General features: G+C 71.8%; 21 protein-coding genes and 1 pseudogene. 11 read left to right on the top strand and 11 right to left on the bottom strand.

The window, feature by feature from the left end:
• Both IW249_RS34055 and hisF read left to right on the top strand, forming a co-directional pair.
• Nucleotides 1–369 (top strand): zinc-binding dehydrogenase (locus IW249_RS34055; protein ID WP_196924559.1); only part of this gene is annotated, 369 nt, incomplete at its 5' end.
• A 73-nt stretch (nucleotides 370–442) separates the two neighbouring features.
• Nucleotides 443–1210: an imidazole glycerol phosphate synthase subunit HisF gene (hisF, locus tag IW249_RS34050; protein WP_112582731.1), complete on the top strand. Its 768-nt coding sequence runs from the start codon at nucleotides 443–445 to the stop codon at nucleotides 1208–1210.
• A 4-nt stretch (nucleotides 1211–1214) separates the two neighbouring features.
• On the opposite strand, the gene IW249_RS34045 is transcribed toward hisF, so the two are convergent.
• Both IW249_RS34045 and yczE read right to left on the bottom strand, forming a co-directional pair.
• Nucleotides 1215–1676 (bottom strand): hypothetical protein, encoded by a 462-nt coding sequence (locus IW249_RS34045; protein ID WP_196924558.1) that lies wholly within the window; start codon nucleotides 1674–1676, stop codon nucleotides 1215–1217.
• Nucleotides 1677–1777: 101 nt separating this feature from the next.
• Nucleotides 1778–2479 carry a membrane protein YczE gene (gene yczE / locus IW249_RS34040; protein WP_196924557.1) on the bottom strand — a complete coding sequence of 234 codons (702 nt, stop codon included), beginning with the start codon at nucleotides 2477–2479 and terminating at the stop codon, nucleotides 1778–1780.
• 59 nt (nucleotides 2480–2538) lie between these two features.
• Here yczE and yczR point away from each other — a divergent pair, with 59 nt between their 5' ends.
• Nucleotides 2539–3993 (top strand): MocR-like transcription factor YczR, encoded by a 1455-nt coding sequence (gene yczR / locus IW249_RS34035; protein ID WP_196924556.1) that lies wholly within the window; start codon nucleotides 2539–2541, stop codon nucleotides 3991–3993.
• An 88-nt stretch (nucleotides 3994–4081) separates the two neighbouring features.
• Complete coding sequence (locus tag IW249_RS34030) at nucleotides 4082–5386, top strand: low temperature requirement protein A (RefSeq protein WP_307788803.1); 1305 nt, start codon at nucleotides 4082–4084, stop codon at nucleotides 5384–5386.
• Between the two features lie 45 nt (nucleotides 5387–5431).
• On the opposite strand, the gene IW249_RS34025 is transcribed toward IW249_RS34030, so the two are convergent.
• The 3 genes from IW249_RS34025 to IW249_RS34015 form a co-directional block, all read right to left on the bottom strand.
• Complete coding sequence (locus tag IW249_RS34025; protein ID WP_196924554.1) at nucleotides 5432–7258, bottom strand: AMP-dependent synthetase/ligase; 1827 nt, start codon at nucleotides 7256–7258, stop codon at nucleotides 5432–5434.
• Nucleotides 7259–7395: 137 nt separating this feature from the next.
• Entirely contained in the window at nucleotides 7396–8271 is an 876-nt protein-coding gene (locus tag IW249_RS34020; protein WP_307788802.1) for a terpene synthase family protein, read from the bottom strand.
• Nucleotides 8272–8469: 198 nt separating this feature from the next.
• Complete coding sequence (locus IW249_RS34015; RefSeq protein WP_196924552.1) at nucleotides 8470–9099, bottom strand: TIGR03085 family metal-binding protein; 630 nt, start codon at nucleotides 9097–9099, stop codon at nucleotides 8470–8472.
• Nucleotides 9100–9271: 172 nt separating this feature from the next.
• On the opposite strand from IW249_RS34015, the gene IW249_RS34010 reads away from it, so the two are divergent.
• The 3 genes from IW249_RS34010 (at nucleotide 9272) to IW249_RS34000 (ending at nucleotide 13836) form a co-directional block, all read left to right on the top strand.
• Complete coding sequence (locus tag IW249_RS34010; protein ID WP_196924551.1) at nucleotides 9272–11155, top strand: ABC transporter ATP-binding protein; 1884 nt, start codon at nucleotides 9272–9274, stop codon at nucleotides 11153–11155.
• 55 nt (nucleotides 11156–11210) lie between these two features.
• The gene (locus IW249_RS34005) at nucleotides 11211–13001 is read left to right on the top strand and encodes an ABC transporter ATP-binding protein (RefSeq protein WP_196924550.1); all 1791 of its coding nucleotides are present in this window, start codon (nucleotides 11211–11213) and stop codon (nucleotides 12999–13001) included.
• Nucleotides 13002–13086: 85 nt separating this feature from the next.
• Nucleotides 13087–13836 (top strand): DUF2470 domain-containing protein, encoded by a 750-nt coding sequence (locus IW249_RS34000; protein ID WP_196924549.1) that lies wholly within the window; start codon nucleotides 13087–13089, stop codon nucleotides 13834–13836.
• A 42-nt stretch (nucleotides 13837–13878) separates the two neighbouring features.
• On the opposite strand, the gene IW249_RS34685 is transcribed toward IW249_RS34000, so the two are convergent.
• From IW249_RS34685 to IW249_RS33970, 6 genes are all read right to left on the bottom strand, one after another.
• Nucleotides 13879–14445 (bottom strand): hypothetical protein, encoded by a 567-nt coding sequence (locus tag IW249_RS34685; protein WP_231392769.1) that lies wholly within the window; start codon nucleotides 14443–14445, stop codon nucleotides 13879–13881.
• Between the two features lie 68 nt (nucleotides 14446–14513).
• Nucleotides 14514–15437 carry a hypothetical protein gene (locus IW249_RS33990; RefSeq protein WP_196924548.1) on the bottom strand — a complete coding sequence of 308 codons (924 nt, stop codon included), beginning with the start codon at nucleotides 15435–15437 and terminating at the stop codon, nucleotides 14514–14516.
• Nucleotides 15438–15503: 66 nt separating this feature from the next.
• Nucleotides 15504–16046, bottom strand: coding sequence for a SigE family RNA polymerase sigma factor (locus IW249_RS33985; protein WP_196924547.1), 543 nt, complete (start codon nucleotides 16044–16046; stop codon nucleotides 15504–15506).
• A 482-nt stretch (nucleotides 16047–16528) separates the two neighbouring features.
• Nucleotides 16529–17125 (bottom strand): TetR/AcrR family transcriptional regulator, encoded by a 597-nt coding sequence (locus tag IW249_RS33980; RefSeq protein ID WP_196924545.1) that lies wholly within the window; start codon nucleotides 17123–17125, stop codon nucleotides 16529–16531.
• Nucleotides 17126–17219: 94 nt separating this feature from the next.
• Complete coding sequence (locus IW249_RS33975; RefSeq protein WP_196924543.1) at nucleotides 17220–17975, bottom strand: ABC transporter permease; 756 nt, start codon at nucleotides 17973–17975, stop codon at nucleotides 17220–17222.
• Nucleotides 17972–18727 carry an ABC transporter ATP-binding protein gene (locus IW249_RS33970; protein ID WP_196924542.1) on the bottom strand — a complete coding sequence of 252 codons (756 nt, stop codon included), beginning with the start codon at nucleotides 18725–18727 and terminating at the stop codon, nucleotides 17972–17974. Before IW249_RS33970 ends, IW249_RS33975 begins: the two co-directional genes overlap by 4 nt.
• A gap of 176 nt (nucleotides 18728–18903) precedes the next feature.
• On the opposite strand from IW249_RS33970, the pseudogene IW249_RS34680 reads away from it, so the two are divergent.
• From IW249_RS34680 to IW249_RS33955, 4 genes and pseudogenes are all read left to right on the top strand, one after another.
• Nucleotides 18904–19602 (top strand): annotated as a pseudogene (locus IW249_RS34680) (nucleotidyltransferase domain-containing protein); the annotation flags it as partial.
• 186 nt (nucleotides 19603–19788) lie between these two features.
• The gene (gene hisI / locus IW249_RS34675; protein ID WP_307788846.1) at nucleotides 19789–20223 is read left to right on the top strand and encodes a phosphoribosyl-AMP cyclohydrolase; all 435 of its coding nucleotides are present in this window, start codon (nucleotides 19789–19791) and stop codon (nucleotides 20221–20223) included.
• Nucleotides 20220–21773 carry an anthranilate synthase component I gene (locus tag IW249_RS33960; protein WP_196924540.1) on the top strand — a complete coding sequence of 518 codons (1554 nt, stop codon included), beginning with the start codon at nucleotides 20220–20222 and terminating at the stop codon, nucleotides 21771–21773. Before hisI ends, IW249_RS33960 begins: the two co-directional genes overlap by 4 nt.
• Nucleotides 21770–22360: a Trp biosynthesis-associated membrane protein gene (locus IW249_RS33955; protein WP_196924539.1), complete on the top strand. Its 591-nt coding sequence runs from the start codon at nucleotides 21770–21772 to the stop codon at nucleotides 22358–22360. Before IW249_RS33960 ends, IW249_RS33955 begins: the two co-directional genes overlap by 4 nt.
• Nucleotides 22361–22378 lie beyond the last annotated feature (18 nt).

Genomic DNA, 22378 nt, shown 5'->3' with positions numbered 1-22378 from the left:
GCCCCGGACGGTGTCGACGTCTACTTCGACAACGTCGGCGGCGATCACCTGGAGGCGGCGATCTCGGCCATGAACCTGCACGGCCGGGCCGCGATCTGCGGCATGATCTCGCAGTACAACGCCACCGAGCCGTCGCCCGCACCTCGCAACCTGGCGCTGGTCATCGGCAAGCGGCTCACCCTGCGCGGTTTCCTGGTCAACGACCACAACGACGTGCGGGGGGCGTTCGTCAGCGACGTCGCCGGCTGGCTGCGCGAGGGCACGCTGTCCTACGACGAGACGATCGTGGACGGCATCGAGAACGCCCCGGAGGCGTTCATCGGCGTGCTGCGCGGCGACAACCTCGGCAAGATGCTCGTCAAGGTGTGACCCAGGCCTCGTTCACGGCGGTCGACCCGATCGGGTCGACCGCCGTGCCGCGGGCGGAGGATAGGCTCGCGGCATGACGGTGGCGGTACGGGTGATCCCCTGTCTGGACGTGGACGCCGGGCGGGTGGTCAAGGGGGTCAACTTCCTCGACCTGCGCGACGCCGGCGACCCGGTGGAGTTGGCCGCCGCCTACGACCGGGCCGGCGCGGACGAGCTGACCTTCCTCGACGTCACGGCGTCCTCCAGCGACCGGGGCACCATGCTCGACGTGGTGCGCCGCACCGCCGAGTCGGTGTTCATCCCGCTGACCGTCGGCGGTGGGGTCCGGCAGGTCGCCGACGTGGACACGCTGCTGCGTGCCGGCGCGGACAAGGTCGGCGTGAACACCGCCGCCATCGCCCGTCCGGAACTGATCGCCGAGATCGCCGACCGGTTCGGCCGGCAGGTGCTCGTGCTCTCCCTCGACGTGCGGCGCTCGCCGAACGGCGGCACGCCCAGTGGCTTCGAGGTCACCACCCACGGGGGTCGACGTGGCACCGGCATCGACGCGGTGTGGTGGGCGCACCGGGGCGCCGAATTGGGCGCGGGGGAGATCCTGCTCAACTCGATGGACGCCGACGGCACCAAGGCGGGCTTCGACCTGGAGTTGATCGCCGCCGTGCGAGCGGTGGTGGACGTGCCGGTGGTGGCCAGCGGTGGTGCCGGCGAGGTGGCCCACTTCCCACCCGCGATCGGCGCCGGCGCGGACGCGGTGCTCGCCGCCAGCGTCTTCCACTTCGGCGAGCTGACCGTCGCCGAGGTCAAGGACGCGCTGCGCCTCGGCGGCCATCCGGTGCGCTGAACCCTCAGCGCTCGCCGGAGTGCCCCTCCGGTGACCGGCGCGGGCTGGGGATCGAACGGACCGCGTACTCCTGAACGGCGGCCGCGTGGTCGGCCTCGTCCAGGATCCAGTCGGCGCTGCCAGGCGCGTGCCGGCGGGTCAACACTCCCTGCACGGTGTCCACCATCGTCGCCACACCCGCGCGCGGGCGGGTCCGCCACAGTTGCTCGCCCTCGGCGGTGATCCGGAACCAGCCGTCGGCGACGCTGACCAGCCCGGCGCCGACCAACCGCTGGACCGCGGCCTCCACCTCGTGTCGCTGCGGAATCGCGTGGTTGAGGTGGTCGGCGGTGGAGAGCACGTCGGTCAGGCGGACGCCCTCCGGCCGCCGGCTCGTCGCCGACCGACGGTGCCGTCCGGCCCCACTCGCGATGACGAGCGACACGAAGATCCAGGCGTCGTTCCAGCGCCAACCGTTCTCCCCCATGCAGAGATGATGACGGCGCGCGTCGCGGAAGGGAACACCCACCCGCCAACCGGTGCGCGGCACCACCGCCACGTACCGGTTCGCAAACGGTCGGTGAGGGTTCAGCCGGCCGGGGTGGCCGGCGCGGGGTTACCCGGCGGGGTCGCGGCGCCGTCGGGTGCGGTGCCCTCCGGCACGGCGCTGTCGGGTGCGGTGCCCTCCGGCACGGCGAACAGCGGGATGAAGAACTGGGCCAACGGACCGATGGCCAGCGCGTACGCGACGGTGCCCACGCCGACCGTGCCGCCGAGCAGCCAGCCCAGCGCCAGCACGGTGACCTCGATGACGGTGCGCACCAGCCGGACCGACCGGCCGGGTCGGCGGGCCACGTACCCGGTCATCAGACCGTCACGGGGGCCGGGCCCCAACCGGGCGCCGAGGTAGAGAGCGGTGGCGGCACCGTTGGCGACGATCCCGGTGACCAGCATCGCGATCCGGACGCTGAGTGGGCCACCCGCGGGCAGCAGGGCCACCGTGGCGTCCACGACCAGGCCGATCACCACGACGTTGCTGACCGTGCCGAGGCCGGGCCGCTGCCGCAGCGGGATCCAGAGCAGCAGGACCAGCGCGCCGACGCCGATGGTGACAGTGCCGAAGGAGAGGTCGGTCAGCTCGGAGAGCCCCTGGTGGAACACGTCCCACGGGTCGAGGCCCAGGTGGGAGCGGATCATCAGGGCCATGCTGACGCCGTAGAGCGCGAGCCCGAGGTAGAGCTGGACCAGCCGTCGAACCGGCCGGTGCCGCAGATTGCCAAGCAGTGCCATGCATGCCACCCTAGGTGCCAATCCTCGTTGAGGAAGAAGCCAATATCCGAGGAGTGGCTATGACTGGGCAGGTGCGCGGCGTCCAATTGGCCCGTCTGCTCGGGCAGTGGCACGCCCTGCCGGGCCGCCGACGCAGCCCCGACTACGCCGCGCTGGCCGGCTCGGTGCGTGGGCTGCTCGCCGACGGCCGGCTGCCATTGGGCGTCCGCCTCCCGGCGGAACGGGAGCTGGCCGAGGCGCTGCGGATCAGCCGGACCACTGTCACCGCCGCCTACCGGGAGCTACGCGAGACCGGGCACCTGGCCAGCCGTCGGGGCGCCGGCAGCTGGACCATGCTGCCCGGCAACCACCGGGTGGCCAGCACCGGCCTGTGGACCCCGCTGGACGACCGGGAGATGCTCGACCTCGGCGTCGCCGCGCTGGCCGCCCCGCCGCAACTGCTGTCGGCCGCACGGGCGGCCACCGAGGACCTGCCCCGCTACCTGAGCGGGGCCGGTTACCACCCGACCGGCATCATCGAGCTGCGCGAGGCGGTGGCCGAGGCGTACACCGCCCGGGGTCTGCCCACCTCGGCCGACCAGATCATGGTCACCAGCGGCACCCAGCACGCACTGGATCTGGTGCTGCGGCTCGCCCTGGCACCGGGTGGCACCGTGCTGGTCGAGTCCCCGACCTACCCCAACGCCCTCGCCGCGCTGGCCGGCCGGCGGGCCCGGATCAGCACCCACGGTCTGGCCGCCGACGCCGGCTGGGAGCCCGACCTGCTGCTGGGCAGTCTCCGACAGACCCGGCCCAACCTGGCCTACCTGATTCCGGAGTTTCAGAACCCGACGGGGCACCTGATGCCCGCCTCGCTGCGCGAGCGCGTGGTGGCCGCCGCGCACGCGGTCGGCACCGATCTGATCATCGACGAGTCCTTCGTGGACCTGTCGATGGACGGCACCGAGGTGCCACCCCCGGTCGCCACGTACGACCGGCACAGCCGGGTGGTCAGCATCGGCGGAATGAGCAAGCCCTACTGGGGTGGCCTGCGGATCGGTTGGGTGCGGGCGTCCGCGCCGCAGGTGCAGCGGCTGGCCGCCGTGCGGGTCGGGGTCGACATGGCCAGCCCGGTGCTGGACCAACTGGTCGCGGTGCACCTGCTCGCCGACGCCGAGGCCATCGTCGCCGACCGCCGCGTGCAGTTGTCCGTCCAGCGGGACGCCCTGCTCGGCGCGCTGGCGCACCAACTGCCGGAGTGGCGGGTCACAGTGCCACGCGGCGGCGTGACGCTCTGGGCCGAGTTGGACGGCCCGGTCTCGAGCGCGCTGGCCCGGGCCGCGGAGGAGGTCGGCGTACGCCTGGCCCCCGGCCCCCGGTTCGGCCTGGACGGCACCCTGGAGCGCTTCCTGCGGCTGCCGTTCACCCTGCCCGCGGCGGACCTCGTGGAGGCCGTCGGGCGGATCGCGGCGATCCGCTACGACCTGGACCGGGCCGGCCGCCAACGGTGGCGGGAGCCCGCCGTCATCGCCTGAGCCAGCGCCGAACCAACCACCGGCATCCGCCGGCACCATTATGCCGGGAATATGTCATTCGCCCCAGCTCGGCTGCCAGACTCTCCTGGTGGACCAGGGTGGCGGGACACGCGGGGTCCGCCGCAGTGCGCCGGGCTCGCGGGCGACCCCGCTCGAACTCTTCTACGACCTGGTCTTCGTGTTCGCCTTCCTGCACGTCACCACGGCCACCGCGGGCAATTTGACTGTCCGGGGCCTGGCCCAGTGCCTGGTGCTGCTGGCCCTGCTCTGGTGGTGCTGGTCGGGGTTCGCCGTGCTGGGCAACCTGATCCGTACCGACCAGGGGATCGTCCCGGCGGTCGGCTTCGTCACCATCGCCGCCGCCTTCGTGCTGGCGCTGAGTCTGCCGAAGGCGTTCGTCGACCGTCCCGGTGGGCTGTTCGGTCCGCTGGTCTTCGCGACCTGCTACTTCCTGGTCCGGGTGAGCGAGAGTGTGATCTTCCTGTGGATCGGCCGACGGAACCGCGACGTGCGTCGACGCTGGCAACTGCTCGCCCTGCCGGCGTTCGTGGCCACGAGCCTCATCGTGGTTGCCGGGTTGCTGCCGCAGCGACTCTTCGACGGTACGGCCGAGTCGGTGGCCCGCCTGCTGTGCTGGCTCGCGGCCCTCGGCGTGGAGTACGGGGCCGGACTGGCGCTGCGGGGCACCGGGTGGACGGTGCTCTCCGCCGGGCACTGGGCGGAGCGGCACGGCCAGATCGTCCTGGTCGCCCTCGGCGAGGCGATCATCGCGCTCGGGTTCAGCCCCAGCGCCACCGCCAATCTGCCGCTGACCTGGCCGGTGCTCTTCGCCGCGGTTCTCGGCATCGCGGTGGCCGCCGCGATGTGGTGGGCGTACTTCGACACACTGGCGCTCGGCATGGAGCAGACCCTGCACCGCACCCGCGACCCGGACGCGCGCGCCACCCTGGCCCGGAACGCCTACAGCTACCTGCACCTGCCGGTCATCGCCGGCGTCATCCTGTTCGCGCTCGGACTCAAGGGGTTGATCCACGAAGGCGCCGATCCCAACACACCGAGCTGGGGCGTTCCGCTGCCGAGCTTCGACCTGCTGGCGCTCTACGGTGGGGTCGCGCTCTACCTGCTCGCGCTCATCGTGCTCGGCCGGCTGATGCTCGGCGCCCCCCGCTGGCCCACCATCGGCGGGATCCTGCTGCTGGCCGCGCTGGTGCCGGTTGCCGGGTCGCTGCCGGAGCTGATCGCGTTGGGCATGTTGGCAGTGGCCACGATGCTGGCCGTGGCCGCGCAGACGGTCGTCGACTCGCGGCGCCGGGCCGGGGTCCGGCAGATGGCGTTCGAGGAGCAACTCGCCGCGGAAGAGGAACACACGAGGTGGCGGGGTCACCACCTGTGAGGGCCCCGTGCCGGCCTCCTCGCCGGCACGGGACCCTCGGTCGGCTCAGAGTTCGGCGAGGGTGCCGGCGTACATCTTGTCGATCTCGGCGGCGAAGTTGCTCTCCACACCACGCCGCTTGATCTTCAACGACGGGGTGATCTCGCCGTCCTCGATCGTCAGGTCGCGCGGCAGGATGGCCACCTTCTTGATCGTCTCCCAGCGGTTGAGCTTGGCGTTGAGCTGGGCGACGTACTCCTCGACCATCGTCTGGGCCTCAGCCGACGCGACGATCTCGGTGTAGCTGCGCCCTTCGAGGGGGCCGCCGGCGACCCAGCCCCGGATCGCGTCCGGGTCGAGGGTGACCAGCATCGTGCAGAAGTTGCGCGCCTGGCCGACGACGACCGCCTGCGAGGTGTACGGGCAGATGGCCTTGAACATGCCCTCGATGTGCGACGGCGCGATGTACTTGCCGCCCGAGGTCTTGACCAGGTCCTTCTTGCGGTCGGTGATGCGCAGGTAGCCCTGCCCGTCGAGGGTGCCGATGTCACCGGTACGGAAGAAGCCGTCCTCGGTGAACGAGGCGGCGGTCTCCTCCGGCAGGTTGTGGTAGCCACGCATCACCGGCCGACCCCGCACCAGGATCTCCCCGTCGGTGTCGATCTTGCACTCCAGGTCGCCCATCGCCCGGCCCACGGTGCCGATCCGCAGACCGGCCGGGGGGTTGACGAAGTTGCCGGCGCTGGTCTCGGTCAGGCCGTAGCCCTCGGAGATCGGCAGGTTCGCGGCGGCGAAGAAGGTGGCGATCTCCGGGCTGAGCGGTGCCGCGCCGGACACCAGCACCCGCATCCGACCGCCCAGCCGGGCCTGGAGCTTGCTGAACACCAGCTTCTCGGCCAGCCCGTAGCGCAGCTTCAGCCCGGCCGGCACCGGCTTGCCGGCCTGCTCCAGGGTGACCTTCTCCTTGCCGACGCCGACGGCCCAGCCGAAGATCTTCGCCTTCGCGCCCCCAGCGCCCTGCGCGGTGGTCACGGCCTTGTTGTAGACCTTCTCGAAGACGCGGGGGGCGCCGCACATCAGGGTCGGACGGATGACCGAGAGGAGGTCGACCAGCTTGTCCACCCGCCCGTCGACGTAGGTGGGCAGGCCGACGTGGATGGCGCCGCACAGCAGGGTCTTGCCGAACGAGTGGGCCAGCGGCAGCCACAGGTACTGCAGGTCGTCGTCGCGCAGCAGCCCGACCTCCGCCTGCGCCACGGCCTCCCAGCACCAGCCGCCGTGCAGCAGCTCGACGCCCTTGGGTTGGCCGGTGGTGCCGGAGGTGTAGATAAGGGTGGCCAGGTGGTCCGGGCCGATGCCCGCCACCAGCATGTCGATCAGCTCCGGCTCGGCGGCCAGCGCCTGGACGCCGCGCTCCTCCAGGTCGGCGAGCGTCAACTGCGTGATCGCGGCGGTCGGGTCGACCGCGCCGTCGAGGAGCACCACATGGGTGAGCGCGGGCACTGTCGCCCCGGCGATCTTCGCCGCCTGGGCCGGGTTCTCCGCGAACAGCACCTTCGACCCGGAGTCGGCGATGATGTACGTCGCGTCCGCCGGCTCGGTGGTCGGGTAGACGGTGGTGGTCGCGCCGCCGGCGCACATGATGCCGAGGTCGGCGATCACCCACTCCAGCCGGGTGTTGGCGAGGATCGCGACCGGGTCCTCCTGGCCGACGCCCAGGCCGTGCAGGCCGGCGGCGACCGCCTTGGCGCGCTGGCCGACCTGCGCCCAGGTCAGCCAGACGGGCCCCGAGTCGTCAGGGTTCGGGGACGCGAACGCGTTCCGGTCGGGGGTGGCCGCCACGCGCTTGAGGAACATGTCCGGGATGGAGCGGTACGGTACATCGAGAGCCATCGCTGTAGCCGCCTTCGGGGGTGGTGGCGTGACGGTCGTCACGTCATGATGGTTACCGAAGAGTATTGCGTGGCACCGTGCATCGGCTAGTCCTGGTGATCGTCCGGCCGTCCCATCCCATCAACCGGTACGGCCGATCAGGCGTACCGGGCGGCCACCACCGACCAGTCGTAGGTGGCCCGGACCCAGTTGCGCCGAGTGGCCAACACGTCGCGCATCCCGTCGTCGCCGGCGGCGCGGAGCACCTCCTCCGCGTCCAGGTACGTCGCCAGCCCCTGGTTGAACCGGTGCGCCGCACTCCGGAGCGCGGTCGCCTCGTCGGCGTTGCTGGCCTGGGCGATCACAGTGACCAGGTTGTGCGCGTCCGGGTCGGCCTGGCTCTCCTTGCCGTAGGAGAAGAGGTCGTTGCACCAGCAGACCAGGTCCACCGCCAGCAGGTCCAGGGCGACCAGCCCGGGGTCGGCCCGCTGGACTGGCCCCGAGGGCCGCGTCGACGCCAGGTCGGTCAGGGTGAGGCAGGGGTGCACCCCGCCGATGTGCCGGCGCAGCTGCACGTACTCCGCCACCTCGGGCACGCGCCGACGCTCCCGGTTGGCCGCCTCCCAGAGCAGCGCCAACAGGTACTCCCGCATCTGGCTGACGAACCGCAGCAGCAGTCCGGCGTGAGCGTGCAGTCGGGTCCGGCGGCAGAGGTCGTGCAACGCGTCGCCCAGTGGCCCGACGGCGGGCGGTGCGGCGTCCGGGTCACCGCACCGGTCCAGCACGTCGAGCAGGGTGCTGATCGCCGGGCCCAGTCGGGTCGGGTCGGCGCCGAGGCCGTCCTCGTCGCAGGCGTCGTCCATCACGAAGAGCCAGCTGATCAGGTCGGTGAGCAGACGCAGGCCCTCCACCGAGCCGTCCGGGCAGGCGCGGCCGGCCAGCCCGGCGGCGTCAGCCCGTTCCAGCCGACGCACACGTTGGCTGGAATCGACCAGCCCGAACGTGCCGGCCCAGTCGATGCTCTCACTCGCCACCTGGTCCGTGGCCCCATGGCGCCCGGTGGGAAACGGGGGTTCCCGCAGCGCCGAAATCGCGAAGTCCCGCACAATGTGCCCCCACTCCGTGCCGCTCGGCGCGGAGCGGCGCGGTGAAGCGTACGGGAGGAAGTATCAATGTGTGTCGCTGGGTGTGGAATTTCTACAGTTATCCCGTGACCGTTTATGCACAAACAGTCACATGCCCAGGTTGGCGGCGCGCAGTCGCCGAGCCGCCTCCGCCGAACCGTTGAGTTGGACCCGGGCGACCCGTTGCCGGCCGGAGAAGAACAGCACCAACTCCGCCGGGGCGCCGACCAGGCGCAGCGGCTCACCACCGCGACCGACGGAGACCTCACCATGGCCGGGCGCCTGCACGTAGAGGTCCGCCGGAAAGCGGCGCAGTGCCAGCCGGGCCATCGGAGCGGCCCGCTTCCAGAGCGCGCTCTGCAGGCCGACGGGCAGATCGCGCGGCTGCCACCCGGAGCCGGCCCGCCGGACGTCCTCGTGGTGGATGAAGAACTCCATCGTGTTGGCCAACTCGTCGGTCACCGGGTTGCTGATCGGGCTCCACAGCGGCGGTCGCCGCACCTGCGCCACCAGGTCGGGATAGGGCCCTGCGGCGAGTCGCCGACGGACCCGCTCGGCGTAGCCGCGCAGCGGCGGCAGCACGATCCCGCCCGCCGCGTCCGGACGGCGCTCCCGCAGCACCAGATGCGCGGCCAGGTCACGGGTCGCCCAGCCTTCGTTGATCGTCGGGGCGGACGGCCCGAGGGCCAGGAGAAGATCGGCCAGCGCCTCGCGCTCGGCTCGGGCGTACCGCGGCATGGCCCGATCGTAGGCCCGGTGGCCCGTCGGCGCGCGACAGCGGACGCCGGTCGGCGCCGACGGTACGCCGACGTCCGGTACGTGACGGTCGACATATCCGGTCAGGGTCGGCGGTGCTGGCCCTGACCGGTAAGGATGAGGGAGATAATTGCGGCTTACGGCGGGGGAGAGCGTGGCGAGCAAGACAAGTCGGGACGTTCTCAGTCGAGGGCTGGGCGTCCTGCGACAGGCGATCCGTGAGCAGCCACGGATCTTCTCGGTGGCGGTCGTCGGCAGCGTGCTCTTCGGCGGGATGATCATTGTCAGCGCCCGGGTCGTCGGGTCGGTCATCGGTGAGGTGGCGCTTCCGGCCATCGAACGCGGCGAGGTGGGCGCCGGCACCCTGGCACTGGCCGCTACCGCGTTGTTCGGGATCAGCGTGCTGCGGGTGGCGGGCATCTTCGGCCGCCGGCTCGGCGCCGGCTACATGCAGTACCGACTCCAGGCCTCCTACCGCCGCAGGGTCACCCGCCGGTACCTGGAGCTGCCGCTGTCCTGGCACCACCGCAACTCCACCGGCACCCTGCTGTCCAACGCCAACTCCGACGTGGAGGCGGCCTGGTATCCGATCGCGCCGCTGCCGTTCGCCGTCGGCACGTTGGTGATGCTGGTCGGCGCGATCGTGTCGCTCTTCGCCACCGACTGGGCGCTCGCCCTGGTCGGCCTCGCGGTCTTCCCCGCGCTGTTCGCGCTCAACGTCGTCTACTCCCGCCGGATGGCCCCCCGGCAGGCCCGGGCGCAGCGCCTGCGCGCCGAGGTCAGCGGGATCGCCCACGAGAGCTTCGACGGCGCCCTAGTGGTCAAGACGATGGGCCGCGAGGCCCAGGAGACCGCCCGGTTCGCGGGCCGCGCCGGTGAGTTGCGCGACTCGCTGATCGCTGTCGGCCGGCTGCGCGGCATCTTCGACCCGCTGCTGGAGACGCTGCCCAGCCTCGGCACCCTCGCCGTACTGGTGGTCGGGGCGTTCCGGCTGCGCCAGGGCGCGATCAGCGTGACCGAACTGGTCAGCGTGGCCTTCCTCTTCACAGTGCTGGCCTTTCCGGTGCGGGCCATCGGCTGGGTGCTGGCCGAGCTGCCACGCAGCGTCGCCGGCTGGGACCGGGTGCGCCGGGTGCTCGACGCCACCGGCGAGATGCCGTACGGGCAGCGGGTGCTCGATAGGGCCGGCGCCGGTCCGGCCACCCTCACCTTCGACGACGTGCACTACTCCTACCCGCCGGCCGAAGCACACCCGCCCGGCGCGCAGGTCCTCGGCGAGGTCGGCTTCACGGTGCCCGCCGGTCGGACGGTGGCCCTGGTGGGGCCCACCGGCGCCGGCAAGTCCACCATCGCGTCGCTGGCGGTGCGCCTCGTCGACCCGGACTCCGGCACCGTGTGCCTGGACGGCGTGGACGTGCGCGAGCTGACCTCCGCGTCGCTGGCCGGCACTGTGGCCCTGGTCGCCCAGGTGCCCTTCATCTTCGACGACACGGTCCGCGCCAACATCGCCCTCGACCGGCCCGGTGTCGACGACGAGGTGGTCTGGGCGGCGCTGCGGCTGGCCGAGGCGGACGGTTTCGTCGCCGCGCTGCCCGACGGCTTGGACACCATGGTCGGCGAGCGGGGCACCTCGCTCTCCGGCGGTCAGCGCCAGCGGCTCACCCTGGCCCGCGCGCTGGCCGGTCGACCGCGCCTGCTGGTGCTCGACGACGCGACCAGCGCTGTCGATCCTCGAGTGGAGGCGGCCATCCTGGCGGGGCTGCGGTCGTCGACCGCGGCGGCGGGGGTTCCGGCCGCGTCGATCCTGGTGGTGGCGTACCGCCGGGCCACCATCGCGCTCGCCGACGAGGTCATCTACGTGGAGCAGGGCCGGGTGGTCGCCCGGGGCACCCACAGCGAGTTGTTGGCCACCGTGCCCGGCTACGTCGACCTGGTCACCGCCTACGAGCAGGCCGAGGTCGAGCGTGCGCAGGAGAGTTCGTACGGCGACGACGTGGCGCCGCTGCCGTCGGGCCTGGAAATCGAGGTGGATCGGTGAGCGCGAGGAGTGCAGCGCAGCGGAGCCCCGCAGTCGCGAACGAAAGGCGGGCCCGGTGAGCGCGGCTACGGAAACGAGTGACACGCAGGAGGCGCGGGAGGAGACCACCTGGCAGACCCTGCGTCGGGGCCTGGCGCTCTCGCCGGAGCTACGGATCGGCCTGGTCGGCACGCTGGGCCTGGCGTTGGTCTACATGGTCGGTCGGGTCGCCGTGCCGGTCGCCGTGCAGCAGGGCATCGACAGGGGCCTCGTCGGCGGTCTGAATCTGAACGTGGTCTGGACGGTGGTGGCGATCACCGCGGCGATCCTGACGATCACCACGCTCTGCGGCTACCTGATGATGCGCCGGCTGTTCACGGTCAGCGAGACGGCGCTGGCCAACGTCCGGACCCGGGCCTTCCGGCACGTGCACGACCTGTCGATGTTGCACCAGCAGTCGGAGCGGCGGGGTTCGCTGGTCTCGCGGGTGACCAGCGACGTGGACCAGATCACCCAGTTCCTCCAGTGGGGCGGGGTGATCCTGCTGGTCAACCTCGGTCAGCTGGTGGTCACCACCGCCGTCATGCTGGCGTACTCCTGGCAGTTGACAGTTGTGGTGTTGGCCGCGTTCCTGCCGGCGGTGTTCGTCATCCGGCAGTTGCAGCGCCGCCTCGGCAGCGCGTACGCGACGGTGCGCCAACGCACCGGCACGTTGCTGGGCGCGATCGGCGAGAGTGTGGTGGGCGCGCCGGTGATCAGGGCGTACGGCATCGCCGGGCGCACCGAGCGGCGGCTGGACGAGGCGATCGACAGGCAGCGGCTGGCGCAGCAGCGGGCGATCCGGATCAGCATCGTGGGCAGCTCGGTCGGGGAGCTGGCGGCGGGGGTGGCGCTGGCCGGCGTGGTGGTCCTCGGCGTGCTGTTGGGGGTGGACGGCACGCTGTCGATCGGCCAGTTGACCGCGTTCCTCTTCCTGGTGACGCTCTTCATCCAGCCGGTGCAGATCGCCACCGAGGTGCTCAACGAGGCGCAGAACGCGATCGCCGGCTGGCGTCGGGTGCTGGACGTGCTGGACGTCGCTCCGGACGTGGCCGACCCGGGGGAGCAGGGGCGGGAGTTGCCGGGTGGGCCGCTGGACATCCGGTTCGCCGGGGTGCGGTTCGCCTATCCGGGTGGTCCGCCGGTGCTGCACGACATCGACCTGGAGATCCCGGCGAAGAGCCGGGTGGCGGTGGTCGGCGAGACCGGCAGCGGCAAGACCACCTTCGCCAAGTTGCTGACCCGGCTGATGGACCCGTCGGACGGGGCGGTGCTGCTGTCCGGGGTGCCGCTGACGGATGTCCGGTTCGGCTCGCTGCGCTCCCGCGTGGTGATGGTGCCGCAGGACGGGTTCCTCTTCGACGCCACAGTGGGAGACAACGTCCGGTTCGCCCGGCCGGAGTTGACCGACGAGCAGCTGAGGGCCGCCTTCACCGAGCTGGGCCTGTCGGACTGGCTGGAGGGTCTGCCGGCGGGTCTGGACACCCCGGTCGGGGAGCGCGGCGAGGCGCTCAGCGTCGGGGAGCGACAGCTCGTCGCGTTGGCCCGCGCGTACGTGGCCGACCCGGACCTGCTTGTGCTCGACGAGGCGACCAGCGCGGTGGACCCGGCGACGGAGGTGCGGCTGCAACGCACGCTGGACGCGGTCACCCGGGGTCGGACCACCCTCGCGATCGCGCACCGGCTCTCCACGGCGCAGGCCGCCGACGAGGTGATCGTGGTGGACCGGGGTCGGGTGGTGCAGCGCGGCCCGCACGACGAGTTGGTCCGCGACGCCGACTCGGTGTACGGCCTGCTCTACGCCTCCTGGCTGGAGCAGACCCGGTGAGGTGCGGCGATGTGGTGGACGCCGACGGGTGGGTGCTCTAGGCTCCGGGTTAGGTAAGCCTAACCTTCTGAAGGAGGTCGCGCCCATGCGGCCCAACTCCGCCGAGATCGTCCGTACCCTCGTCGCCGGCCGCCTGCCCGGCCTCGTGCACCTGGCCCACCGGCCGGGCCCGCACCACGCCCGGCACGTCACCGACTCGGACGGGCGGGTGCTGCTGCTGGTGCCGGTGGCCAGCCACCTGGCCGCCGCCCTGCAACCGGCCGCCGGGGGCAGCGACGTCGCGGTGGTCCTCGACGTGCTCGACCTGCCGCCCGCCGCAGGCGCGCCCGGCCTGGGTCGCGCCTGGGTGTCCGGCTGGGCGGCCGAGCTGCGCGGCGACGAGGCCCGCCAGGCGGCTGTCGACTTCGCCGCGGTGGAGCCGACCGGCGACCTGCTCGACCTGGGCACCCGGTTCCGGTTGGTCCGCTTCGAGGTGGTCGAGGTCCGCTGGGAGCGGGCCGGCGTCGTGCACCGGATCGACCCGGTGGAGTACGCCGAGGCCGAGCCGGACCCGGTGCACCCGGTCGAGGCCCGCCTGCTCGCCGACCTCGCCGAGTGCCACGGCGCCCAGGTGGCCGATTACCTGCGCCGGCAACTCGGGCTGACCGAGCAGGCGCCGGACGGGCCGCCCCGGGTGGTGCGCATCGACCGCTACGGGCTGGTGGTGGCCCTCGGCCGACCCGGCGCCCGGCGTCGGGTCCGGCTGGCCTTCCCCGGCCCGGTAACGGACCCGGCCGACCTGCCCCGGCTGCTGCCGCCGCTGCGCCTCACGGCCGACGCCCGCCCGCCGCGCTGACCCCTCCCCGCCCCGTCGAGAGTGCACTCGGACATGAGACTGTCAGTCGAGTTGGGCCACGATCTGGCCAGTGGTGTCGCGGCCGACAACGGCGGTGATATCGGTGAGGTTCATCCCGTCGGGCTCGGCGTCGCCGCGGGGAAGCCAGACCGCATACGCGCCGACCTGGCGACCGCCGGTCGCGGGCAGCGGATGGACAGCGGCCGTGGCAGTCTGGTCGAACATGGTCACGGAGACGCTGGTGACAGCACCGCGCACGGCCCCAACCAGAATGATCTCCCGCGATTGTGGGTCCAACGGCGCGGGGTAGGGCAGCGGTTTGGCAGGCAGCAGCGGTGGACCGATGGTGTCCAGAGCCGAGGGCGCGGGGTCGCAGAAGACGCTCTCGTTCTCCTTGCCTTTTTCGTGCTTCCCTCCGGCGCGGGCCGCGCGTACACAGAACGCGCCCTCGGCCAACCAGGCGGAGGTCTCCCAGCCGGGTATACGCGCGTCCAACAATACGGGGCGGCCTGTGGTCGGCGGATGCCCGGCGGAGGCGGGATGCCCGGCAGCACAACCCTGCACGGCGAGCAGTCCGGCTACGACGATCGCGATGATGCGAGTGCGCATGTCTTGAGTATTCCGGCTAGATGTCCCCGCGGCGACCAATAGCCCGCCGCGGGGACGAAGTTGTCACGTCAGCAGAAGCAGGCGTATTGCCAGCCGATGCGGTAGTTCATGTACACGGTGGGAGTGCTCCACGGCAGCCTTACCGTGCTGGCACCCGACGCGCTGCGGCTGTCGTTGGAACCGCCTGCGCTACCGCCGTGCCATTCCACCTTGTGGACCGTCTGGTTCCAGGTCACGTTCCAGCCGTCGTTGCAGAGCGGCACCTGGTACGAGAGTTCGACGACCTGGCTCAGACCGACGGTGAACTGGCCGCAGTTGATCCCGTTCTGGTTGGCAGACGGTGATGCCTCGATAATCTCGGCGCCGGAACCGGACCAGGTGATCTCGGTGAATCCCTTCGATAGTTCCTTGCCGCCGCCGAGCACGCCGGTGCCCCAGCCGTGCGCTGTCCCGGAGCCCGCCCCGTACCAAGCTGAGGCGTCTGCATCATCCACGTTGTACAGCTTGTAGCAGCCGGACCACTCGAATTCGGGGTCCGGGTAGTTGGTCTCGCTGTAGACACAGCCGGAGGCCGCAATCGGTGGCTCATCCAGGAGTGCGACGCCCTGTGGTTGTGCCTCCCGCCACGCCTCGGCAGGGCTGAATCCCGCAGCGAGTGCGTCGGCGTAGACGCTGCGGCCCGCAGCCGAGTATGCGGCGGCCTCGGCCGAGGACTGGCCTACGCCCTGTGGGTCAACGATCTGCACCTCGCGGTCGTAAACGCGCCGACCGTCCTGCGTGGTGGTCGGAGACAGGGAACCCGTGAAGATCACCTTCGCGCCGGCGGACGCGACGACGGTGATCCCTTCGGTGTAGCGCAGGCGAACGGCCGAGCCGCTGTACAGAGGCTCGGCGGACAGCAGGGCCGGGCTCCAGGCCTTCTCTTCGCCTGCCGGCGCGGCTTGCGCCGCTACCGCCATCAGCATCGGACCGGCCACTAGTGCGGCGGTCACGGTGGCGAGTGTGCGATGCAACTTCATTGACTGGCTCCTCCGTTAACCATTGATGCACGCTGCTACTTACACGCGAGGTCGGGCGGCGCATGCTGCACGCGGCGGCGGTCGACTTCCTAGATCGCGACGCAGTGCCTCGAGCGCTCGCGCGGTCTGGCTGGTCACCGTTCCCGTCGTGCACCCGAGCGCCTGTGCTGTCTGCGTGACGCTGAGGTCGCAGAAGAAGCGCAAGGTGAGGACGGCCCGCTGACGCGGACCTAGCCGTTGCAGCATGGGCAACAGGGATAAACGATCATCGACGGCAGTATGCGACGCAGGAGCCAGCACGATATCCGTTGCGGTGATGGGCATTGTGGTGCTCTCGTGTCGCCAGCGCGGCCGACGACGTTCTGTCAGAAAGTTGCGGACCACGACACGGTGGGCGTAGGCGCCGAGTCCTGTCCGCCGATCCAACCGGTTCCAGCGCTGGTACACCTTGAGTAGCGCCGCCTGAACAAGATCCTCCGCCTCGTACCAGTCGCCGCAGATGTAATAAGCCTCACGCCGTAGCCAATGTTGAATTGAGCGGACAAATCTTTCGAACTCCACCTTGTCTACTTCGTTCGTCATTGGCAGCGTCGCCTCCCCCGCAACTCTGGCTATGCAGCAAGCGAGGGTCAGCGCTGCGTGTACGCCTGAGAACCCCGTGCTACTCAGGTAGGCCAACATATCGACATAAGTCGATTAAGTCCAGTATTGATCTGCTATGTAACGTTTAGTTCGTAATCGTTGTGGCCTGTGGCCTGTGGCCTGTGGCCTGTGGCCTGTGGCCTGTGGCCTGCGGCCTCGCGTCCCAGTCAAGATCAAACATGAATGCGGTCCGCCGCTACCAACTCGGCGTTGACCAGCCAATCCAGCGCCCGCTAGTGCTCGCGTCCCACGTACCGGGATCACGGGAAGCGAGGTGACTGTCCGGCGACCGTCAGCTGGAGGAAGTCACCAAGGTTAGCGCCTAGATCAACTGCTTACCGTTGTTGTGGTCTGGAAACCACGGGCGGGCCCTTGGGTCGGGACAGAAAGTGCAAGATCGCGAGGGGTGGGCGGGGTTGGGGTCAGCCCGGCAGCGGACCGGCGAGGTAACGCTGAATGGTCGGACCGACCGCGGCGGCCAGCACTTCCGGGTCCGCTGAGGCGACCGGCTCCAGGCGCACCACGTGCCGCATCATGGCCAGGCCGATCATCTGGGTGGCCACCAGGGAGCCCCGCAGCGGTAGTTCGGCCGGGTCGACGTCGAAGTTTTCGAGCACCCGGCGCAGCACCTGCGTGGTGATGAACTCGCGGAGCAGCCGCGCGGTCCACTCGTTGCTGACCGCCGAGCGCAGCAGGGCCACCCCGGCGCTGCCGGCCGGAGAGTCCCAGACGCCGAGGAAGATCCGCACCATGCGTTCACCGACGGCGTCCCGGTCACCGGCGAGCACCTGCGGCACCAGCTGACCGGGGTCGACCGGGAAGTTCATCGCGGCCAGGAAGAGCTGGTCCTTGCTGCCGAAGTAGTGGTGCACCAGCGCCGGGTCGACCTGCGCCGTGCCGGCGATGGCCCGGATCGACGCAGCGTCGAAGCCACGTTCGGCGAACGCCGTCCGCGCCGCGTCGAGAATCGCCTCCCGGGTGCCCGGATTGCCGGGTCGCCGGCCGGTTCGCCGCGTCATCGCCGCCCTTCGTTCGTCCGCCTGGCCCGTCGTGGCCCGGCCCGCCCCGCGCCGGGGTCGGCTGCCGCACTGGCGGCCGGCCCCGGCACGGACGTCAGCCGCTGCGTCGGCGCAGGGTGGCCGCCGCGAGCACCAGCGCCAGCACCACCGCACCGAACACCACAGCGACGTCGCGCCACATCCGGCCGGTCGGTTCGGCGTGGGCGCCGACCTCCTGCAACGCCTCGATGGCGTACGACAGGGGGAAGGCGTCACTGAGCGCCTGGAGCCAGCCGGCCATCTGGTCGCGGGCCACGAACAGCCCGCAGAGCAGCAGTTGGGGGATCACCACGACTGGCAGGAACTGTACTGCCTGGAACTCGGTGCGCGCGAAAGCACTGCACAGCAGCCCGAGGGCGACGCCGAGCACGGCGTCGAGCACGGCGATCCCGAGCACCAGCCCGATGCTGCCGGCGGTGTCCAGATCGAAGATCCAGTACGCCACGGCGGCGGCGACGGCGGCCTGCACGGCGGCGGCCAACCCGAACGCGATGCCGTACCCGAAGAGCAGATCGAGCTTGCCCAGCGGGGTGGTGAGCAGCCGCTCCAGCGTGCCCGAGGTGCGTTCCCGCAGCATGGCGATGCTGGTCACCAGAAACATGATCACGAAGGGGAAGATGCCGAGCATCACCAGCGCGATCCGGTCGAAGGTGCTCGGCTGCCCGGGTGGGGTCGGCTGGTCGGCGTACATGAAGTAGACCAGGGTGAGCAGGACGGCCGGCACCACCACGAGCAGCGCGATGGTCCGCCGGTCGTGCCGGAGCTGACGCAGGATGCGGCCGGTGGTGGCGGCGAGGATTCGCGGGTTCATGCTGTCTCCCGTGCGGCTGTCGCGTCGGTGCTGGTGGCGGCGGCCTCGCCGGCCCGGATGAGCCGCAGGAACGCCTCGTCGAGGTCGTCCACTCCGGCTGCGGCGCGGACCGCGGCCGGGCTGTCGTCGGCGATCAGCCGCCCCTGGCGGATCAGCAGCAGTTGGTCGCAGCGCGCCGCCTCGTCCATCACGTGGCTGGAGACCAGCAGGGTGGTGCCGGCCGCGGCCATCGCGTGGAACCGCGCCCACAGGTCGGCCCGCAGCACCGGGTCCTGGCCGACGGTCGGCTCGTCGAGGATGACCAGCTCGGGCTCCCCGACCAGGGCGCACGCCAGCGAGGCTCGGCTGCGTTGACCGCCGGACAGGGTGCCGACCAGCTGCCCGGCGGCCTCGGCCAGCCCGACGTCGCTGATCGCCCGGTCGGCCTCGACGCGCCCTCGCCCGTACAGGGCCGCGAAGTAGCGGGCGTTCTCCCGGACGGTCAGGTCGGCATAGACGCTCGGTGCCTGGGTCAGGTAGCCCACCCGGTGCCGCAGCGCGGGGGTGCCCGCCGGTTGACCGAGCACGGTGACCGTCCCGCCACCGACCAGCTGCACCCCCACCACCGCGCGCATGAACGTGGTCTTGCCGCTGCCGCTGGGGCCGAGCAGCCCGGTCACCGCGCCGCGCGGGACCCGGCAGCTGATGCCGTCCAGCACCCGCCGCCCACCCCGGTCGACGACCAGGTCTCGGACGGCTATCGCATCGTCCATCACGCACCTCCACGGAAACTCATCATCTGTTGAACTCAACGCTAGATGAAATACCGCGTACCGCGCAACGTCCGCGCCGGTGGCCGACTGTCGGCCGTTGCGCGCAGCGCGAGAACGGGCAGTAGGCTCCGGACCGGACACGAAGTCCGCCAACGGGCATTGCGCGCTGATCGGACGTGCGGCACGATGGCGCGGTGGGTCACGCTCCGTTACCGGATAGCGGTTTTCTTGAGGACTGGGCCGCGCGGTTGCGGCAGGCCGCCGAGCGGCCGGTCGTCGGCATCCTGTTGCGCGGCAGCCACGCCCGCCGTGCCGCCACCGCGCACAGCGACGTCGACCTCGACGTGTTGGTCGGCGGCGCCCCGTACGCGGCCCGGCGGGCCTACCTGGCGGAGTCCGCAGGCCAGGTCACCCACGTCTCGGTGGCCGCCCGCGACGTCCGGTCCTGGGTGCACCACCTCGGCGAACCGGCCGACTGGGCCTTCGGGCTGCCGGTGACCGCGCCGGCACGGCTGCTCTGGGCCGACCCGCACTGGCGGCCCCGGATCGACCTGCCGGTGCTCTGTCAGCCCGCCGAGCCACCCCGCCTGGAAGAGCTGATCGCCACGCTGGGTAAGGCCGCCGCCGCCCGCGCCGCCAGCGACCGCCTCGGTGTCCGGCTCGCCGTCGCCGACCTGGCGCGGCTCTGCCCCTCGGTGCTGCGCCCGGCCAACCCGTCCGTGCGGGTCCACTCCCGCCGGGAGGCCTTCGCCGCGGCCCTGGAACTGCCGGTGGCCCCACCCGGCTACCGGACGGACATGCTGCTGTGCCTCGGGCTGCGTCCGGGCGCCACCGGGCAGCTCTGGGCCGCCGCCGTACGGCTGGTCGCCGGCACGCTCCCGTTGATCCGGCCGTACGCCGAAGAGATCGCCGACACGGCCGGCGCGGACCTTGCCGCCGCCCTGGTCGACGGTCGGCTGGACCGCTACGTCGCCCAGCTGGCCCGGCCGGCCGGGCCCCCGCCGCAGCCCTGCCGGGAGCGGTCGGCGGTGCCCGCGCCGCGTGCGGGAGAATTGGTGACTGTGCCCGTACCTGACCCGCCGGTGACCGGCGTCCCCAGCGATCCGAACGAGCTGGCCGCGCCCGCGCCGGCGCGCCCGTCCCGGCTCGACCCGGCCATCGCGGCCCAGCTGCGCCGCACCGCCGACGGTCTGGTCGCCGCCGTGGTGCGTGCACACGACTCCGGTGAGGTGCTGATGGTCGCCTGGATGGACGACGAGGCGTTGCACCGCACCCTCACCACCGGCCGGGCCACCTACTGGTCGCGCAGCCGACGCGAATACTGGGTCAAGGGCGCCACCTCCGGGCACCACCAGTACGTGCGGTCGGTCGCCCTGGACTGCGACGGGGACGCGTTGCTGGTGAGCGTGGACCAGGTCGGCGCGGCCTGCCACACCGGCCACCGGACGTGCTTCTTCACCGAACTGCCCGTCACCGGGACGGAGGCACACCGATGACCGACGGCACGCTCAGCCCCGACCTGGGCACCTTCACCGAGCTGGCCGCCGAGTGGCGGGTCGTGCCGGTCACCCGGCGGCTGCTGGCCGACGCGGAGACCCCGGTCGGGGTCTACCGGAAGCTGGCCGGTGGGCCGGGCACGTTCCTGTTGGAATCGGCCGAGCAGGGCGTCGGCTCGGCCGGCATGGCCTGGTCGCGGTACTCGTTCATCGGCGTACGCAGCAGCGCCACCCTGATCGAACGCGACGGCGTGGCGACCTGGCTCGGTCAGCCGCCGGCCGGGCTGAGCACCGAGGGTGACCCGGTGCGGATGCTGCGGGAGACGGTGGCGGCGCTGGCCGGCCCGGTCGGCGACCCGTCCAACGGCCTGCCGCCGCTGACCGGGGGCATGGTCGGCTACCTCGGCTACGACCTGATCCGGCGCTTCGAGCGGTTGCCCGAGCTGACCGAGGACGACCTGGGCGTCCCGGAGCTGGGTATGATGCTCGCCACCGACCTGGTGGTGCTGGACCACTACGACGGCTCGGCGATCCTGGTCGCCAACGCGGTGCTGCCGCCGTTGGACGCCCCGGACCGCGCCCCGCAGGTCGCCGCCGCCTACCACCACGCGGTGGGCCGGTTGGACGCGATGACCACGGCGCTGTCCCGGCCCATCCCGCCGATGATCTCCACCGTCGAGCGTCCGCCGGCCGGCGAGGTGCTCTGCCGTACGCCCGACGGCGGTTACCCGAAGGCGGTGGAGGCGGCCAAGGAGGCGATCCGGGCCGGTGAGTGCTTCCAGATCGTGCTGTCCCAGCGTTTCGAGCGGACCACCCACGCCGACCCGCTGGACGTCTACCGGGTGCTGCGCACCAGCAATCCCAGCCCGTACATGTACCTGCTGCGCTTCGACGGGTTCGACATCGTCGGCTCGTCCCCGGAGGCGCACCTGAAGGTCACCGGGGCCGCGGACGGGCGGCGCCGGGCGTTGCTGCACCCGATCGCCGGCACCCGGCCGCGGGGCGGCACCCCCGCCGCCGACGCCGCGCTCGCCGCCGAGCTGCTCGCCGACCCGAAGGAACGGGCCGAGCACGTGATGCTTGTCGACCTCGGCCGCAACGACCTGGGTCGGGTCTGTCAGCCCGGCAGCGTGGAGGTGCCCGAGTTCGCCACCATCGAGCGGTACAGCCACGTCATGCACATCGTCTCCACAGTCACCGGCACGCTGCGTGACGACCAGAGCGCCTTCGACGCGCTGGCCGCGACCTTCCCGGCCGGCACGCTCTCCGGGGCACCAAAGGTGCGCGCCATGGAGATCATCGAGGAGTTGGAGCCGGTCCGTCGTGGCCTCTACGGCGGCACCGTCGGCTACTTCGGCTTCGGCGGCGACCTGGACATGGCGATCGCCATCCGGACCGCGCTCATCCGGGACGGCCGCGCCTACGTGCAGGCCGGGGCGGGGGTGGTCGCCGACTCGGACCCGGCCGCCGAGGACCAGGAGACGCGCAACAAGGCTGCGGCCGTGCTGGCCGCGATCGCGGCGGCCGAAACCCTCCGGCCGGCCCGATGAGTGGCGGGGAGCCCTCCGTCGTGGGCCGGCGCGCGTTGACGTACGCCGTGCTGCTCTGCCTGGCCGGCGCGGGCCTGGCGCTCTGGGCCGCGACGCGTAGCTGGTCGGTCGAGCTGACGGTACGTCCGGCGCCGCTGCCACCGGTGCGTGAGGCCCGCAGCGGTGCGAGCCTGCTGCCCTGGCTGCCGGCGTTGGCCCTGGTGACCTTGGCCGGGGGTGGTGCGGTGCTGGCCACCCGGGGCCGCCCGCGGCGGGTCCTCGGTGTGCTGCTCGGCGTGCTCGGTCTGGCCGTGGCGGCCGGAGGTGGGTACGGGCTGGTAGCCGACGTGGGCGGCGCGGTGAGCCGGCAGTGGCCGGCGCTCTGCCTGCTCGGCGGCCTGCTGGCCGCGGTGGGCGGCTGGTGGACGGCGTTACGTGGCGGTGACTGGCCGGCGATGGGCGCGCGGTACGAACGTCCGGCGCGGACCGCTCCGGAGGCCGCGTCGACGCAAAGTGACCCGGCTGGGCCGCCGACGCCGCTGGCGGGGCGGCGGACCACCGAGGCGTGGGACGCGCTGGACCGGGGCGAGGACCCCACGACCGACTGAGGTGGTGGCCGCGACGGC

It is taken from the genome of Micromonospora vinacea (assembly GCF_015751785.1).
GTDB classification, from domain to species: domain Bacteria; phylum Actinomycetota; class Actinomycetes; order Mycobacteriales; family Micromonosporaceae; genus Micromonospora; species Micromonospora vinacea.
This window is presented reverse-complemented; position numbering and strand designations above follow the sequence as displayed.

Bases quoted from the DNA above. Each gene is read 5' to 3' on its own strand.
- IW249_RS34045 (WP_196924558.1), bottom strand. From the start codon at position 1,676: ATGGGGGAGAACGGTTGGCGCTGGAACGACGCCTGGATCTTCGTGTCG.
- yczE (WP_196924557.1), bottom strand. From the start codon at position 2,479: ATGGCACTGCTTGGCAATCTGCGGCACCGGCCGGTTCGACGGCTGGTC.
- IW249_RS33975 (WP_196924543.1), bottom strand. From the start codon at position 17,975: ATGAACCCGCGAATCCTCGCCGCCACCACCGGCCGCATCCTGCGTCAG.
- IW249_RS34000 (WP_196924549.1), top strand. From the start codon at position 13,087: ATGCGGCCCAACTCCGCCGAGATCGTCCGTACCCTCGTCGCCGGCCGC.
- IW249_RS33980 (WP_196924545.1), bottom strand. From the start codon at position 17,125: ATGACGCGGCGAACCGGCCGGCGACCCGGCAATCCGGGCACCCGGGAG.
- hisF (WP_112582731.1), top strand. From the start codon at position 443: ATGACGGTGGCGGTACGGGTGATCCCCTGTCTGGACGTGGACGCCGGG.
- IW249_RS34015 (WP_196924552.1), bottom strand. From the start codon at position 9,099: ATGCCGCGGTACGCCCGAGCCGAGCGCGAGGCGCTGGCCGATCTTCTC.
- IW249_RS33985 (WP_196924547.1), bottom strand. From the start codon at position 16,046: ATGACGAACGAAGTAGACAAGGTGGAGTTCGAAAGATTTGTCCGCTCA.
- IW249_RS33955 (WP_196924539.1), top strand. From the start codon at position 21,770: ATGAGTGGCGGGGAGCCCTCCGTCGTGGGCCGGCGCGCGTTGACGTAC.
- IW249_RS33960 (WP_196924540.1), top strand. From the start codon at position 20,220: ATGACCGACGGCACGCTCAGCCCCGACCTGGGCACCTTCACCGAGCTG.
- IW249_RS34025 (WP_196924554.1), bottom strand. From the start codon at position 7,258: ATGGCTCTCGATGTACCGTACCGCTCCATCCCGGACATGTTCCTCAAG.
- IW249_RS33970 (WP_196924542.1), bottom strand. From the start codon at position 18,727: ATGGACGATGCGATAGCCGTCCGAGACCTGGTCGTCGACCGGGGTGGG.
- IW249_RS34685 (WP_231392769.1), bottom strand. From the start codon at position 14,445: ATGCGCACTCGCATCATCGCGATCGTCGTAGCCGGACTGCTCGCCGTG.
- yczR (WP_196924556.1), top strand. From the start codon at position 2,539: ATGACTGGGCAGGTGCGCGGCGTCCAATTGGCCCGTCTGCTCGGGCAG.